The organism is Nonomuraea sp. NPDC051941, from assembly GCF_044593615.1.
Map to the genome: position 1 here is coordinate 15488 of NZ_JBIUCF010000092.1, position 15237 is coordinate 30724.

Here is a 15237-nt window from a genome sequence, read left to right on the forward strand (position 1 = left end):
GCTCGATGGGAGGGCGGTCAGCGAAGCGCATCGACGCTGTCACGAGCCTGCTGGAGTGTCAATGCTTCACAGGAGAGAAACTTTCGTTTAACAACTTCCCTTGTGCTGTCGGAAACATGTCATTAGTCTCGCGGCAACATAGAAGCGCTTCGACGACTTCGAAGGGTAACCCCCCCATGACCCCCGAGTTGAACCGCAGAGCCTTCATCGGCGCCGCGGCGATGGTTCCCCTCCTCGCCGCCTGCAGCAACGCGCCCCAGCGGAAGATCGGCACGAACACCAAGACCGGGCTCCAGGCGGCGCTTCCGTCGTACGTGCCGAGCGCCTCCGTCAAGGCCGACATCCCGTCCGTGCCAGGGCCGCCCGGAGCGGCGACCGACCCCGCCTTTCTGGCCTACCCGTCCCCGTCCACTGCGGTCAGGACCGTCTCGGCAGTGCCGGGCAAGGGCGGTAGCTACACCGCCGTCACTCCGCTCTGGGGGACGGCGCCGAAGCCGGGGAACTCCTTCTACGAGGCCATGAACAAGGCCCTGGGCGTCACCCTCACCATGAAGCCGGCGGACGGCAACAACTACAACACCATCGTCCCGCCGATGACGGCCGCCAAGCGCCTACCCGACTGGATCCAGCTGCCGACCTGGTGGAACACCAACTTCAACATCGGCGGGCTGGTCGGGACCCAGCTCGCCGACCTGACCCCCTACCTGGCCGGCGACAAGATCAAGAAGTATCCCAACCTCGCCGCCATCCCCACCGGCGCCTGGCAGGCCGGCGCGTGGGGCGACAAGCTGTACGGCATCCCCTCCTTCTCCAGCAACTTCGTCGTCAACGGGTGCATCTACTACCGGCGGGACGTCCTGGAGGCGCGGGGAATCACCGCTGACCAGGTGAAGTCCGCTGATGACATGATGAACCTGGGCAAGGAGCTGACCGACGCCAAGCGCGGCGTGTGGGCCTTCGACGACGTCTTCACCTACATCTTCCCCGCCTGGGACATCCCGTACAACTGGAAGGTCGAGGGTGGCAAGCTGGTCCACAAGTACGAGCTGCCGCAGTTCCTCGAGGCGCTCGACTGGCACTACCGCCTGGCGAAGGCCGGCTACCTCCACCCGGACACGATCGCAGGCCAGAATGCCAACGGCACCACCCGCTTCTACTCGGGCAAGGTGCTGATCCAGGGCGGCGGCACCGGCGGCTGGAACCTCACCGACCACGAGTCGGGCACCGCCGCCGACAAGAACTACCGGCGCGCCGCGTTCAACTACTTCACCCACGACGGCGCGGGCAAGCCGCAGACCTTCCTGGGCGCCTCCACGAGCATCTTCAGCTATCTCAACGCCGGCCTGAAGCCCGAGCAGATCGAGGAATTGCTCGCGGTCGCCAACTATCTGGCCGCCCCGTTCGGGTCCGCCGAGTACACGATGGTCAACTTCGGGGTGGAGGGCGTCCACTACACGATGAAGGACGGGGTGCCGACCGCGAACGAGGACGGCAAGAAGTTCGTTCAGCCGCAGACCTTCCCGTTCCTGGCCTCGCCGCCCGCCGTGATCAGCAACCCCGGCGTAGACCAGATCACAAAGGACTACGCCGCCTGGCAGGCCACAAATGTTAACGCTCTCTACAAGCCGGTGTTCTGGAACATGAACATCAACATGCCCCAGCAACTGACCATGGCCAACGCGCCGCAGTCCCTCGACGACGCCATCAAGGACTGCTACCACGGCAAGAAGAAGGTCTCCGAGGTCCAGGCGGTCATCGACACCTGGAAGAAGAGCAGCCTGGACCGGCTCAAGGGGTGGATGACCGAGAACGTGCTGAACAAGTACGGCACGGGCCAGTGAACGAGGGCCTGACCTGGTGGGGCAGGCTGCGCCGCGACCGGTCACTGTTGATCATGGTGGCGCCCGCGGTCGTCCTGCTCCTGATCTTCAACTACGCCCCGATGGTCGGGGTCATCACCGCCTTCCAGTACTACGACCCGCTGGTGGGGATCTGGAGCAGTGACTGGGCAGGACTCGACCAATTCCGCCAGCTCTTCACCGACCCGCTGTTCTGGGGCGCGCTGAAGAACACGCTCTACCTGAGTTTCGTCCAGCTCGTCCTGTTCTTCCCCGTCCCGATCGCGCTGGCGATCCTCCTCAACTCGGTGCTCAGCGAGCGGGTGCGCAACTTCGTCCAGTCGGTCGTCTACCTGCCGCACTTCTTCTCGTGGGTGCTGGTCATCACGATCTTCCAGCAGATGCTGGGCGGCGCGGGCGCGCTCAACCAGTTCCTGCGCTCGCATGACCTCCAGACCTGGGACGTGATGACCAACCCTGACACTTTCGCGCTCCTGGTCACCTTCCAGGGGGTGTGGAAGGAGGCCGGCTGGGGGATCATCGTCTTCCTGGCCGCGCTGGCCGCCATCAACCCCGGCCTCTATGAGGCGGCGGCCGCGGACGGCGCCGGGCCCTTCCGGCGGATATGGCACATCACCCTGCCGGGCCTGCGGGGAGTCATCGTGCTGATGCTGGTGCTCCGGCTCGGCGGAGCGCTCTCCGTCGGGTTCGAGCAGTTCCTCATCCAGCGGGACGCGGTCGGCCACGAGAGCGCGGAGGTGCTCGACACCTACGCCTTTTATTACGGCGTCGCCACGGCCAACTACAGCTTCGGCGCGGCGGCCGGGCTCTTCAAGAGCGTGATCTCGCTCCTGCTCATCTGGGGCGCCAACAGGTTGGCGCACTCCTTCGGCGAGGACGGGTTGTACCGGAAATGACCAAGGTATTCACCATCGGAGGCGCCAGGCGCGCGGCGCGGGCACCGCGAGCGCGGCGGGCGACACGCCCGAGCTGGCAGGAACCGCCGACTGTAGCCGGTCAGTCGGCCAAGGGCATCACCCTCGGCGGTGTGCTGCTGGTCGTGCTGGTCCCCCTGTGGATCATCGTGGTGACCAGCCTGTCCACCCGCGGCGCCATCGGCCGGGCCGGCGGCCTGGTGATCTGGCCGGATGGCCTGACCTTCCAGGCATATGAGGAGATGCTGACCGACTCGACCGTACGTACCGCGCTGCTGGTGAGCCTCGGCATCACCGTCGTCGGCACGGCCCTGTCCATGGTGGTGTCGGTCCTGTGCGCGTACGGCCTGTCGCGGCCGCGTTCGTTCGCGCACCGCTTCATCCTGGTGCTGCTGCTCGTCACGATGTTCGTGGGCGGCGGCCTCATCCCGACCTTCCTGGTGGTGACCGGGCTCGGCGGCTACGGCCAGTGGTGGGCGCTGATCCTCCCGAGCGCGGTCTCGGTCTTCAACATCCTGGTGCTCCGCTCCTTCTACTCCAGCACTGCGGGCGAGCTGATCGACGCGGCGCGGATGGACGGCGCGTCGGACTGGCGGATCCTCCTGTCCGTCGTCCTGCCCACCTCACGGGCGGTGACCGCGGTGATCGCGCTCTTCTACGCCGTCGGCTACTGGAACTCCTTCTTCAACGTCATGCTCTACATGCCGACAGAGAGCGAGAAGTGGCCGCTGCAGTACGTCCTGCTGACCTACGTCAACCGCGGAGTCGGCATGCCCGGCATGGTCAACGCCGGCTTCGGCATGGCACACGCGCAGACCGCCCCCCTGTCGCTGCAGATGGCCGTGGTGGTCCTCACCCTGGTGCCGCTCGTGATCGTCTACCCGTTCGTTCAGAAGCACTTCCGCACCGGCGTCCTGACCGGCGCCATCAAGGGCTGAACCGATGGTGACCATCGCCGATGTGGCCAAAGCGGCGGGCGTCTCCCCGAGCACCGTCAGCTACACGCTCAGCGGCAAGCGCCGCGTCTCCGCCGAGACCCGGCGGCGCGTCGAGCGGTGCGTGATCGAGCTCGGGTACCACCCGCACGCAGGCGCCCGGGCACTGGCGGGCAAGCGCTCGCACATCCTCGCCCTGGCAGTGCCGCTCCGCAGTGACGTGTACGTGCCGATCATGATGGAGATCGCCACCTCGGTCACCGTGGCCGCCCGCAAGCACAGTTACGACGTCCTGCTGATCACCAATGACGAGGGCCCCGACGGTATCCGCCGCCTCGCCGCCGGCGGCCTGGCCGACGGCGTCATCCTCATGGACGTCGAGCTGGACGACAAACGCATCCCGACGCTGGGGGACCTGCGTACCCAGGCGGCGCTCATCGGCCTGCCCGACGATCCCCGAGGGCTGTCCTGCGTCGACCACGACTTCTCCGCCGCCGGCGCGCTGTGCGCGGATCATCTGGCCGACCAGGGCCACCGCGACATCGCCTTCATCGGCTACGGCTCCGGCATCTACCGGCGGCACGCAGGATACGCCGAGCGCACCCTGGCGGGGTTCCGCGCGCGTGCGGAGGAACGCGGTCTGCGCTTCCTGCACCGTCCATGCGAGGGCACCTATGAGAGCACGGCCGGTGCGCTCGGACGGATCCTGTCGGACAGGCCCGACACCACCGGCTTCGTGGTGCAGAACGAGGGAGCCATCGGGCCGCTGCTCGACCTCCTGCGCACCAGCGGGCGGACGGTTCCCGAGGACGCGTCGGTGATCGCCCTGTGCCCCGAACATCTGCCCGAACGGTACGCGCCCGCCCTCACAGCGGTAACCGGCCCCGCGAAGGAGCTCGGCCGGATCGCCGTCGAGCAGGTCATGTCACGGATCACCGCGTCCACGCGCGGCGAGCAGCCCACCGACGAACTGGTGCTGCTCGCCCCCACCCTGACCATCCGCGAGAGCACGGGACCGGCCCCGCAGCACAGCCTTCCCCGGTGACCCCACCCCAGTCGCCTCAGACCAGAGGAAGCAGGAGCACTCCATGTCCCCGTACTCGCGACGGCGGCCGGCTCCCGATCCAGGAGGAGCAGGCATGACCACCCGTCACCTGATCGACCGCCTCGGCGGGCTCGCCTTCGGGGGCGACTACAACCCCGAACAATGGGACGAACCGGTCTGGAAGGAGGACGACGAGCTGATGCGCCGCGCCAGGGTCAACCTGGCGACCGTCGGCGTCTTCTCCTGGGCTCTGCTGGAGCCGGAGGAGGGCCGCTACGACTTCTCCTGGCTCGACGCCCATCTCGACCGGCTCCACGCCAACGGCGTCGCCGTGGATCTGGCCACCCCCACCGCCTCTCCGCCGCCGTGGTTCACCCTGGCTCACCCGGACGCCATGCCGGTCGCACCGGACGGCGCCCGGCTCACCCACGGGAGCCGCGACACCTACTGCCTGGCCGCCCCCGCCTACCGCGATGCCACGGTGCGCATCGCCACGGCCCTCGCGGAGCGTTACGGCGGCCACCCGGCGGTCGCGATGTGGCACGTGCACAACGAGTACGCCACGCTCTGCTGGTGCGACCACACCGCCGCCGCATTCCGTGACTGGTTGCACGCCCGCCACGGTTCACTGGAGGCACTCAACGAGGCGTGGGGCACAGCGTTCTGGAGCCAGCGCTACGCCGCCTGGGACCAGGTGCTGCCTCCGAGGTCCACCCAGTGGCACCGGAACCCCGGCCAGGCGCTGGACTTCCGGCGCTTCTGGTCCGACACCGTCCTCGCCGCGTACCGGGAGCAGCGCGACGCGATCCGCGCGCACAGCGACCGGCCGGTGACGACCAACATGATGCTCCCCGGCTACCAGAACCTGGACCTGTGGGCGCTGGGCCGGGAGGTCGACCTGGTCAGCATCGACCACTATCCGAGCGCGCCGGGTCTGGACGCCGCCGCGGACACCGCCTTCGGCGCCGACCGCGCCCGCTCGTTCGCGGGCGGACGCCCCTGGCTGCTGATGGAGCAGGGCACCAGCACCGTCTACGACCGCGACCGGATTCTGGGCAAGGAGCCAAGCGAGATCCTGCGTCACACGCTCGGCCACATCGCCCGCGGCTCGGAGGGCGCCCTGTTCTTCCAGTGGCGGCAGTCGCGTGCCGGGGCCGAGCAGTGGCACTCGGCGATGCTTCCGCACGCGGGAGCGGACAGCAGGATCTTCCGCGAGGTCCAGGCGGTGGGCGAAGCCGTCGCACGTCTCGGCGAGCTCGCGGGGTCAACGGTCACCGCGCAGGTGGCCGTGCTGCATGACTCCGATGCCTGGTGGGCGCTGGAGGTCGACGGCCTGCCGTCGGCGGACCTCGACTACCACGGGACGCTGCGCCGTGCCCATCGGGCGCTGTGGGACGCCGGAGTCACGGTCGATTTCGCCCACCCCGGCCATGACCTCAGCCGTTACCGGCTCGTCGTCGCTCCGGCGCTGTTCCTGCTCTCCGACGCCGGTGCCGCGAACCTGCTCCGCTACGTCGCGGACGGCGGGACGCTGCTCGTCCAGTACTTCAACGGGTTCGTCGACGACCGGCTCCATGCCCGCCTGGGCGGGTACCCCGCCATGCCGTTGCGCGAAGCGCTGGGCATACGCGTCGAGGAACCTCGGCCCCTCCGGCGGGACGAGCGGATCGTCCTGTCGGACGGCACACACGGCACCGTCTGGAGCGAGTCTCTGCGCACTGAGGGCGCCGAGGCTTCCGTCACCTACACCCACGGCATGCTCGCGGGAAAACCCGCGCTCACCCGGCATCGTTTCGGCGCCGGCCGGGGCTGCTACCTCTCCACCCACCTCGATGATCCCGGCTACGCCGCCCTGATCGCCCGGCTTCTCGACGAGGCCGGCGTCGGCCCCGAGTCGCCCGGCCTGCGTCCCGGGGTCGAAACGGTCACCCGGCAAGCTCCGGACGGCCGCCGGTGGCAGTTCGTCCTCAACCACCGCGCCGACGCCGTTCGCCTGCCCGAGCCCGCCCTCGACCTGCTGACGGGCAGGCCCGCGGACGAGCTGCCACCGGGCGGCTGCGCCGTACTGCTCAGGTACTGAACCTGAACCCCGGACACGAGGAAGAGCCCGTGACGAACGAACGCCAGGGAATCACCTGGGGGCATGGCGCCCTACGACTCGAGATCGGCATCGGCCCGGACGGCGACATCCGCCTGACCCACCTCGGCCCGCCCGGCGAGACGGCTGAAGCCGAGCGCCACCGGGCGGCGCTGCCCCTGATCGAGGTGACCGCGACAGGGCACGGCCGCCACTGGTCGAGCCACCGGCTCATCGACACCACCATCGGCGCGCGGATGCGTCATCGGCGGCACCACGCCCTCCGCGAGGACGGCTGGCACGTGCTCACCGTCGAACTCCACGACCCGGAAACCGGTCTCGCCGCGGACGTGGTCTACCGGTCGCCGGATGGTCTGCCCGTGCTCCGCAGCGAGGTGGTCCTCCGTAACGAGGGAAAGAGCACGCTGCTCCTGGAGTCGGTCACCTCCCTCGCGGTGGGCGGACTCACCGGTGCCCTGGAGAGCGCGGACCTGCTGTGGGCGGACAACGACTGGCTCGCCGAATACCGGTGGCAGCGCAGGCCCCTGCGTCTCACCTCTCCCCGTCTCAGCGGCCGTGTCCGCCACGGCAGCGGCAAGGGGGCCTTCACCCAGGCCGGGCAGGGCGTGTGGTCGAGCTGCGGCAGCCTCCCGATGGGCGGCCTGGCCGACCGCCAGACCGGGCGCACGTGGCTGTGGCAGATCGAGCACAACGGAGGCGGCTGGCGCTGGGAGTGCGGAGTGCGTGAGGACACGGCGTACGTGGCACTGTCCGGCCCCAGCGACACCCACCACGGCTGGCGCCACCCGCTGGCTCCTGGTGACGTCTTCCGCACCGTGCCCGTCGCGCTCGCCGTAGGCGGCGACGACGGACCCGACGGAGCGTTCGCCGCGCTGACCGGCTACCGCCGAGCGGTCCGCCGGCCGCACCCGGACCACCGGCGGCTGCCCGTCATCTTCAACGACTACATGAACTGCCTGATGGGGGACCCCACGACGGCCAAATTACTCCCCCTGATCGACGAAGCCGCGCAGACCGGGGTGGAGTACTTCGTCATCGATGCGGGCTGGTACGACGACAACGACGGCGGCTGGTGGGTCGGCGTCGGCGCCTGGGAGCCGTCCGCCTCCCGGTTCCCGGGAGAACGAGGCATCCACGAGGTCCTGGACCGTATCCGGGAACGCGGCATGATCCCCGGCCTGTGGCTCGAGCCAGAAGTGATCGGCGTCAGCAGTCCTCTCGCGCAGTCCCTGCCCGACGAGGCGTTCTTCCGCCGCGACGGCATCCGCGTCACCGATAATCTCCGGCACCACCTGGACCTGCGCCATCCCGCCGCCCGTGCCCACCTCGACCAGGTCGTGGACCGCCTGGTCGGCGAGCTGGGCATCGGCTACCTCAAGCTGGACCACAACATCGACCCGGGTTCCGGCACGAGCAGCCGTCCCGGCGAGGCCCCTGCCGCCGGACTGCTCGGTCACAATCGTGCCCATCTCGACTGGCTCGACGGCATCCTGGACCGGCACCCGCACCTGGTGGTGGAGAACTGCGCCTCCGGAGGCATGCGCTCGGACTACGCCCTGCTGTCCCGGCTCCAGCTGCAGTCCACCAGCGATCAGCAGAACCTCCAGCTCTACGCACCCATCGCGGCCTCCGCGCCGACCGCCGTCCCTCCCGAGCAGGGCGCCGTCTGGGCCTATCCGCAGCCAGAGGATTCCCTGGACGAGGTGGCCTTCACCATGGCCAACGCGCTCCTCGGCCGGATCCATCTGTCCGGCCGCGTTCCGGAACTCGACCCTGACGCCCGCGCCCTCGTCCACGAGGCCGTCGCCGTGTACAAGGCCATCCGAGCCGACCTGCCGCAGGCCGTACCCGCCTGGCCGCTCGGCCTCCCGGCCTGGGACGACCCGTGGATCGCGCTGGCCCTGCACACTCCCGCGGCCACCTATCTCACCGTCTGGCGACGCCCCGGCGCCGTGGACACCACGACCATCCGCCTGCCGTACCCGATCGACGCGGCGGCTCGCGCGGAGCTGCTCTATCCCTCGATCAGCAAGGTGACGACAGCGTGGGATCCCCGCGCAGCCGAGCTCACCCTGACCTTGCCCACCGCTCCGTCAGCGGTGCTGCTCCGCCTCGCCCGCCCCGAGGCGGACGCTCCTTGAACCGACGAGCACCGAGACCTGTCGGGAGCGCGTCCCACCGATGAAAGGACCCCACGGGGTGTCAGACCATACTCAGACGACTCCCACCCTCGCTGATCCTGTGATCCCCGGGTTTCACCCCGATCCCAGCGTCTGCCGCGTCGGCGACGACTACTACCTCGTCTGCTCCAGCTTCGAGTACTTCCCCGGCGTGCCCGTCTTCCACAGTCGCGACCTCGTGCACTGGACGCAGATCGGCAACGCCCTCGAGCGGCCGAGCCAGTTGCACCTGTCCGCCGACACCCTCTCGTCGGGCGGGGTCTACGCGCCCACGCTCCGCCACCACGACGGCCGGTTCTGGCTGATCGTCACCGTGGTGAGCGACGGCGGCGGCAACATGCTGTTCACCGCCACCGATCCCGCCGGACCGTGGTCCGACCCGATCCGGCTGCCCGGCGTCCCCAGCATCGACCCCGATCTCGCGTGGGACGATGACGGCACGTGCTGGTGCACGTTCGCCGGGGTCGGGCAGGTTCGCATCGACCCGCGGACAGGAGAGACGTTCGGGCCGCCGCACAAGGTCTGGTCCGGCACCCCGGGCGCCGCAGCCCCGGAGGCGCCGCACCTCTACCGGATCGGCGAGTACTGGTACCTGCTCATCGCCGAGGGCGGCACCGAGCGGGGCCACGGCGTCTCGATCGCCCGCGGGACCGCGCCCGACGGGCCGTTCGAGCCGTGCCCGGCCAACCCGATCCTGACCCACCGGAGCACCACGCATCCGATCCAGAACACCGGCCACGCTGATCTCGTACAGGCTCCCGACGGAACCTGGTGGATGGTCCTGCTCGGCGTACGGCCCCGCGGCGGCACTCCCGGCTGGCACGTTCTGGGCCGCGAGACCTTTCTCGCCCCGGTGACCTGGGTGGACGGCTGGCCTGTCGTCGGCGAGCTCTCGCCGGGCACTCCGGCCGGATCCGCCGTGGCGGGCAGGGACGACTTCGACCTCGCCGAACTCCAGGCGTACTGGATCTCGGTGCGGAGCCGCCCGGCGGACCTCTGCACCACGAAGGAGCGGGCCGGTTGGCTGACGCTCCGCGCCCGTGGCGCCTCGCTGGACGACGCGGACGTGACCTTCCTCGGGCGCCGTCAGCAGCACCTGGAGTGGCGCGCACGGACCCTGATCGACCCCTCGCAGGGGCGCGGCGGCCTCGCGATCCGGCTCGACGAGCGACACCACTACGAGATCGAGGCGGGGGACGGCCAGGTGCAGGTCATCGCCCGCATCGGCTCGGTACGAGCCGTGGTGGCCGAACATCCGGTCCCCGCCGGTCCGCTGGTGCTCGGTGTCCGGACGGACGAATCGCAGCCGCCCCACGACGCGCGCTCCGGGCCCGACGCTCTCTCGTTCGGCGTGGAGACCGAGGACGGCGGCTTCACCGCGCTCGCCATCCTCGACGGCCGCTACCTCTCCACCGAGGTGGCGGGCGGCTTCACCGGCCGGGTGATCGGCATGTACGCCGCCGCCGGCACTGTCCACTTCGACTGGTTCGACTACGAGCCTCCGTCCTTTGCCTGATCGCACCGTGACCAGAAGTGTCCACACAAAGGAAGGGAAGAAATGAAGGAGAATCAGCAGACAGCGCGCCACCGCTTACGAGGGCTCAGGCGCGCGGCCGGCCTGGTGATCGCGCTGATCACTGTTCTGGGCCTGGCGAGCGTCCCCGCCGTCGCCGCGACCTACGACACGGCGTCGAGCCGCACTCGCGCCGACAGCGCGATGGACGTCGTGGCGGCGATGCAGCCCGGCTGGAACCTGGGCAACACGCTGGACGCGATCCCCGACGAGACCTCGTGGGGCAACCCCCAGGCCACCAAGGCCCTGTTCCAAGCCATCCGATCCCAGGGGTTCCGCAGCGTCCGCATCCCCATCACCTGGACCGACCATCAGGCCGGCACCGCGCCGTACACCATCGACGCGGCATGGATGGCGCGCGCCAAGCAGGTGGTCGACATGGCGCTGGCCTCGGACCTCCACGTCCTCATCAACGTCCACCACGATTCGTGGCAGTGGATCGCCAACATGGGCACGGACCACGACCAGGTGCTCGCCCGCTTCAACGCCACCTGGACCCAGATCGCCGCCGCGTTCCGGGACGCGCCGCGCAAGGTGCTCTTCGAGAGCGTCAACGAGCCGCAGTTCTCCAGCGGCACCGACGAGCAGAAGGGCCAGATGCTCGCCGAGCTCAACCGCTCGTTCCACGGCATCGTCCGCGGCTCCGGCGGCGGTAACTCGACCCGGCTGCTCGTGCTGCCGACGATGGGTACGACGCCGTCTCAGGAGCTCATGGACAAGCTGGTCGCCGAGATGACCGCGCTGGGCGACAACAATCTGGTCGCGACCATTCACTACTACGGCTTCTGGCCGTTCAGCGTGAACATCGCCGGATACACCCGCTTCGACTCCCAGTCCGAACAGGACCTCGTCGACGCCTTCGACAGGGCCTACAAGTCCTTCGTCTCCCGTGGCGTCCCGGTGATCCTCGGCGAGTACGGCCTGCTCAGCTTCGACGTGGACGTGAACGCCGTCCAGCGGGGCGAGAAGCTGAAGTTCTTCGAAGCGCTGGGCCACCACGCGCGAGCCAAGAAGCTCACCACGATGTGGTGGGACAACGGCCAGCACCTCAACCGGGAGACCCTGCGGTGGAAGGACCCCGAGCTGTTCGCCCAGATCAAGTCGAGCTGGACCACGCGTTCGGGCACGGCTTCCGCTGATTCGATCTATGTGCCGAAGTCGAGTGCGATCGCGGCCCAGTCGCTCACCCTGAACCTGAACGGGACCACGTTCCGGGGGCTCTGGCAGGGCAACACCATGCTGGCCCCGGGCAGGGACTACACCGTCTCCGGCGACAAGCTCACGCTCACGGCGGCGGCACTCACGCGGCTGGCCGGCGACCGGTCGTATGGCGTCAGGGCAACGATCCAGGCCAGGTTCTCCCAGGGAATCCCCTGGCAGATCAACGTGATCAGCTATGACACCCCGGTGCTGTCGAACGCGACCGGCACGGCGCAGTCCCTGGCCGTCCCCACCCAGTTCCGGGGTGACCAACTGGCCACGATGGAGGCCAAGTACGCCGACGGCAGCAACGCCGGACCGCACGACTGGACCTCCTACAAGGAGTTCGGCAGGGCCTTCTCTCCCGACTCCGCCAACAACACCATCCGCCTCACCTCGGACTTCCTCGGTTCCCTGCGCGAGAACGCGCCAGTGTCGCTCACCTTCCACTTCTGGAGCGGCGCCGTCGTCACGTACCGGGTGACCAAGTCCGGCGACTCGGTCACCGGCACCACCTCCTGACCGGATGCCACCGCTCCGCGTGCCGGATCGCCGGCACGCGGGGCGGTGCGCTTTTCAGGAGGTCACGGTGAGGATGAAGGCGAAGTCGGCGGCCCTCACGTCGCAGCGCGAAAGTTTCTCGCGAAACCGTGCTATCGAACATCTCGCGCGGGAAGCCCTGCCATACCAGCGATGACAGCCATGCACTGGCTCTGCATGCCGGCCGCTGCGACGCTCGCCCGCATGGGCGCGAGGCGAAACCACCGTTTGCCATCAGTGACGGAGTCCTGGCAGCAGGAAAGTTTTCGTCGGACTTGCTCTATAGTTTCCTTGGTGTAAGTGATGATTCGTGGCCTGCCGCCCCGCGTGGGCAGGACGCATCGCCTACGGTCCGGCCGCCCCTGGCGCCCGGTGCGAGAATGGCCGGGGACAAGCCGGGGCGGACCCGCCGCTGATGAGGAAGGGTGAACGTGACGGACAACCGACCGGGCGGACCAGCGGCCGACGAGCAGAGCGCGGGAGGTGACGGACCGGCGTCGGTCACCATCGCGTACATCGCCGAGTCCGCGGGCGTCTCGATCCCCACTGTGTCGAAAGTGCTCAACGGACGTTCGGGAGTCTCGGAGCAGACTCGTGCCCGTGTCGAAGAGCTGATCAACCGGCACGGATACCGCAGGCCCTCGGCCAACCGGAGCAATGTCGTGGAACTCGTGTTCCGCGAGCTTGAGCACATGTGGGCCGTGGAGATCATCCGCGGTGTGGAGCAGGTGGCGCGAAAGAGCCGCGTCGGGGTCATGGTTTCGGAGTTCGGCCTCCACGGCACGCCTACGATGTCCATCGACGATACGGTCGGCCGGCGGCCTAGCTGCGTCTTGTCAGTGGCCCAGCTCTCGCCGTCCGAGCGTGACAAGTTGAAGGCGAAAGGCATCCCGTTCGTCGTCTTCGACCCGATCGAAGAGTTGCCGGACGGTGTCCCCTTCGTGGGCGCCACCAACTGGAGGGGTGGCCAGACGGCGACCCGGCACCTGCTCGGACTGGGGCACCGCCGCATCGCCATGATCAGCGGTCCGGATCATGCCTTCTGCCGCGCCAGAGTGGCCGGATACCTCTCCGCGCTGGCTGAAGCCGACGTGCCCGCGGATCCCGAACTCCTGGTCAGGACCCTTCTCACCCGCGATGACGGCTGCGCCGCGGCGCGCGAGCTCCTGTCCAGGCCTGACCGGCCGACCGCGATCTTCACCGCGAACGACATGCAGGCGCTCGGCGTCTACCAAGCCGCTCGCGAGCTCGGGCTGTCCATCCCCGGGGACCTGAGCGTGGTGGGCTTCGACGATGTTCCGGTCGTGGCCTGGGTCGATCCGCCTCTGACCACGGTCCACCAGCCGCTGAGCGAGATGGCGGTCGCCGCCACCGAACTGGCGCTGGCCATCGGCCGCGGGGAGTCGGTCCCCCAAGCGGGGCTGGAGATCGCGACAACTCTCACGGTCCGCGAGAGCACAGCACCGCCGAGGGACTGAGCTGGATGCCGCGCTCCGGCTCAGGCGGGCGGGAGTGTGGGAGGTCCGGTGCTCTCGCGTACGACGAGTTCGGTGGCCAGCTCGACGCGGCTCTGCGGCAGTTGCTCGCCATGGGCCAGTGTCAGCAGCATCGAGGTCGCCGCGGCGGCCATCTCGGTGAGGGGCTGGCGGATGGTGGTCAGCGGTGGAACGGCCCACCGCACCGACGGCATGTCGTCGAAGCCGATCACGCTGAGATCATCCGGGATGCGCAGGCCGAGCTGATGGGCCGCGTGGTAGACACCGATGGCCTGGCCGTCGTTCGTGGCGAAGATCGCGGTTGGCCGGTCGGGCAGGCGCAGCATGCGGTGCGCTTGGGCCAGACCGCCCTCGATGAAGAAGTCCCCCCGGCCGATCAGCTCCGGGTCGACGGGCACGCCGGCCATGTCGAGGGCGGTGCGGTAGCCGTCGAGACGGGCCCGGCTGGACAGCGCGGAGTCGGGCCCCGTGATGATGGCGATACGGCGATGCCCGAGCTCCAGGAGGTGGTGGGTGGCCGTGAGCCCGCCGTTCCAGTTGCCGGCGCCGACCGATGGGATGTTCCGCGCGGGAGTGTCGGCCGGATCCAGCAGGACCAGCGGGATCTCGCGGCGGGCGAGTTGTTCGTGCTGGGTCTCGGTCAGGCCGGAGAACACCGCGATCACGCCGCTCGGGCGGCGCCGCAGTACGCTCTCCAGCCAGACGTCTCCGGCGGTGTGGTCACGGTGCAGGTCCGATATCCCCACCATGAGGTCGTGCTGACGGGCGACCTCCGCCACGCCTTTGGTGATCTCGACGGGATAGTCGCCCTCCAGAGCGTGGAAGACGAGCTCCACCAGGGCCGTCGGCATGGAGCGGCGGCGCTGGCGGCGGTAGCCGTGCCGGCGGATGAGCTCCTCCACGGCGGCACGGGTTTCGGACGACACCTCGGAACGGCCGTTCACGACCTTGGAGACCGTCGCGGTGGAAACTCCGGCCAGCTCGGCGAGCTGAGCGAGGGTGAGAGGAGACGACTCCGTGGGCATGGCGGCAGTTTAGCCACGGAGTGCGGGGATACGGGCAGCCGTTGACGGAGGGGCGGCCCGGATCGCCGGGCCGCCCCGAAACGGTGTTCCGAGCCGGAGGGCCGTCTCGCGGAAGGGCGCGAGCAGGGCGGCCCTGCCACGCCGGCTCCGAGCCGGACCCGTGTCACGTCATCAGCGTTGCAGTGTCAGCAGACCGGGCCGGTAGGGCAGGAGGCCGTAGTCGCCGCCGGAGTTGGGGTTGCGTCCCTGGTAGAGCAGCTGCAGGTTGCAGGGATCAACGGTCATGGTCTGATCGGGGTTGCTGCGGACCAGATCGCCGTGGCTGATGTCGTTGGTCCAGGTGGCGCCGCTGTTGGCCTTGCCGGCGAAGGG

11 protein-coding genes are annotated in these 15237 nt (G+C 69.1%); 9 read left to right on the forward strand and 2 right to left on the reverse strand.

From position 1 onward, the window contains the following. Nucleotides 1-176: 176 nt before the first annotated feature. The 9 genes from ACIHFD_RS65255 to ACIHFD_RS65295 all read left to right on the forward strand — a co-directional run bounded on the left by ACIHFD_RS65255 (nucleotide 177) and on the right by ACIHFD_RS65295 (nucleotide 13822). Entirely contained in the window at nucleotides 177-1841 is a 1665-nt protein-coding gene (locus tag ACIHFD_RS65255; RefSeq protein ID WP_397375508.1) for a hypothetical protein, read from the forward strand. Then, complete coding sequence (locus ACIHFD_RS65260; protein WP_397375510.1) at nucleotides 1838-2755, forward strand: ABC transporter permease; 918 nt, start codon at nucleotides 1838-1840, stop codon at nucleotides 2753-2755. Before ACIHFD_RS65255 ends, ACIHFD_RS65260 begins: the two co-directional genes overlap by 4 nt. Continuing rightward, nucleotides 2752-3711 (forward strand): carbohydrate ABC transporter permease, encoded by a 960-nt coding sequence (locus ACIHFD_RS65265; RefSeq protein WP_397375511.1) that lies wholly within the window; start codon nucleotides 2752-2754, stop codon nucleotides 3709-3711. The genes ACIHFD_RS65260 and ACIHFD_RS65265 overlap by 4 nt, the downstream gene beginning before the upstream one ends. A gap of 4 nt (nucleotides 3712-3715) precedes the next feature. Beyond that, complete coding sequence (locus ACIHFD_RS65270; RefSeq protein ID WP_397375512.1) at nucleotides 3716-4753, forward strand: LacI family DNA-binding transcriptional regulator; 1038 nt, start codon at nucleotides 3716-3718, stop codon at nucleotides 4751-4753. Between the two features lie 94 nt (nucleotides 4754-4847). Further along, entirely contained in the window at nucleotides 4848-6833 is a 1986-nt protein-coding gene (locus tag ACIHFD_RS65275) for a beta-galactosidase (RefSeq protein WP_397375513.1), read from the forward strand. A gap of 29 nt (nucleotides 6834-6862) precedes the next feature. After that, the gene (locus ACIHFD_RS65280; protein WP_397375514.1) at nucleotides 6863-8992 is read left to right on the forward strand and encodes an alpha-galactosidase; all 2130 of its coding nucleotides are present in this window, start codon (nucleotides 6863-6865) and stop codon (nucleotides 8990-8992) included. Nucleotides 8993-9092: 100 nt separating this feature from the next. Then, nucleotides 9093-10547, forward strand: a complete 1455-nt coding sequence (locus tag ACIHFD_RS65285) for a glycoside hydrolase family 43 protein (RefSeq protein WP_397375515.1) — start codon at nucleotides 9093-9095, stop codon at nucleotides 10545-10547. Nucleotides 10548-10589: 42 nt separating this feature from the next. Then, the gene (locus tag ACIHFD_RS65290) at nucleotides 10590-12326 is read left to right on the forward strand and encodes a cellulase family glycosylhydrolase (protein ID WP_397375516.1); all 1737 of its coding nucleotides are present in this window, start codon (nucleotides 10590-10592) and stop codon (nucleotides 12324-12326) included. 449 nt (nucleotides 12327-12775) lie between these two features. After that, entirely contained in the window at nucleotides 12776-13822 is a 1047-nt protein-coding gene (locus ACIHFD_RS65295; RefSeq protein WP_397375517.1) for a LacI family DNA-binding transcriptional regulator, read from the forward strand. Between the two features lie 20 nt (nucleotides 13823-13842). On the opposite strand, the gene ACIHFD_RS65300 is transcribed toward ACIHFD_RS65295, so the two are convergent. Next, the gene (locus tag ACIHFD_RS65300; protein WP_397375518.1) at nucleotides 13843-14865 is read right to left on the reverse strand and encodes a LacI family DNA-binding transcriptional regulator; all 1023 of its coding nucleotides are present in this window, start codon (nucleotides 14863-14865) and stop codon (nucleotides 13843-13845) included. A 171-nt stretch (nucleotides 14866-15036) separates the two neighbouring features. Then, the coding region (locus tag ACIHFD_RS65305) for a non-reducing end alpha-L-arabinofuranosidase family hydrolase (RefSeq protein WP_397375519.1) at nucleotides 15037-15237 on the reverse strand (201 nt) is incomplete at its 5' end.